Raw genomic sequence first — 1,438 nt, 5'->3', positions numbered from 1 at the left:
CTTATAACCATAGTGATTGATATCATTTTTTTTAACCCAACGCGCATCCAGATCCTTTTGCTGCAGTCGCTTTGGGCTTTCATTCCATCCATCTGGTACGCGATTCGCCTTTATTTCTTTATTATCTTCCCGCCTATTGCGCTGCTTTGGGACAGGAACAAGTGTGGCATCAATGATTTGWCCACCACGGGCTTCTAATCCTTGATCTCTTAGGTAGCTCTCAAACATTWCAAAAAGCTCATCTATTACATTCGCCTYACGGAGACGCTCTCTAAAAAAAGCCACTGTAGTTGCGTCKGGGATATCATTCATTACGCCCAAACCAACAAATTCCTCAAACGAACGCCTGTCATTAACTTGAAACTCAACCTCTTCATCACTCAGATTAAAAAGTTGTTGGAGAACCAGCATTTTAAATAAAATAAGGGGATCAATTCTCTTGCGCCCAGCATTCCGCCTCCCAGGGAATTGATTCCATAAGGCAAATTAGAACAGGCCTCATATTTTTGAGCTTTGATAATTTTTGCTGCTCTTCCCGGAAACATTCTGACCTGCTGGAAACAGTCAATTATCTAAAATAACTATAATAGACTAAACCTTTATTTAATGCTATAGGGCACCTCGAAAAAAGAGATTTTTCCTAGCTTGAACTGTTCATAAAAAAATGCCTTTGGGCAAATAGCAATCGTACAAACTCACTTCAATAGTGAAAATAGATTTACAGTTTATCTAATTTTATTAATTAATTAAATGCTGACCAATGAATTACTTGAAAGATATAGGTAGCGCAAGAAATTAAATGTAAGATTTTTTAGGCTCCACCAAGCCTTATTCTTTTCAAGACCGATTTTTCTTGTGAATTTGCCTCCCATTGATGTGGCAAAACAACCAAACACATGTTCTACTCGAGCTCGAGTTTGAGACCTGATGGAATTGCGCTCTGTTGCAGCTGCACTTAGAGGGTGATTTCTTGAGCCCTTCTCATGGATCCTATTTTCAAATCCAGCTAAGCTAAGTAAATCTTTAAACCGCTCGCCAGAATATGCAGAATCTGCCCATACACAATCATCGTGATTTTCAGGATCTAAGAGCATTGGAAGCATCTGGCTATCGTGAATATTTGCAGGGGTAACKACAAAGCGTCTGATAAAACCGTGCTCAGCATCAATGCAAATGCTGTTCTTATAACCATAGTGATTGATATCATTTTTTTTAACCCAACGCGCATCCAGATCCTTTTGCTGCAGTCGCTTTGGGCTTTCATTCCATCCATCTGGTACGCGATTCGCCTTTATTTCTTTATTATCTTCCCGCCTATTGCGCTGCTTTGGGACAGGAACAAGTGTGGCATCAATGATTTGTCCACCACGGGCTTCTAATCCTTGATCTCTTAGGTAGCTCTCAAACATTTCAAAAAGCTCATCTATTACATTACATT

At 39.7% G+C, this 1,438-nt stretch carries 2 protein-coding genes; both read right to left on the bottom strand.

The annotated features are described in order from the left end of the window. On the bottom strand, positions 1–411 hold a 411-nt coding region (locus tag C7K08_RS14120; protein WP_133165317.1), incomplete at its 3' end, for a transposase. A 335-nt stretch (positions 412–746) separates the two neighbouring features. After that, positions 747–1,438, bottom strand: a 692-nt coding sequence (locus tag C7K08_RS14115) for an IS5 family transposase (RefSeq protein WP_106501136.1), incomplete at its 5' end; no start/stop codon positions are given.

Source organism: Synechococcus lacustris str. Tous (assembly GCF_003011125.1).
Lineage (GTDB): Bacteria > Cyanobacteriota > Cyanobacteriia > PCC-6307 > Cyanobiaceae > Synechococcus_D > Synechococcus_D lacustris.
The sequence above is the reverse complement of the archived record's forward strand: the minus strand, read 5'-3'. Positions and strand labels throughout refer to the sequence as shown.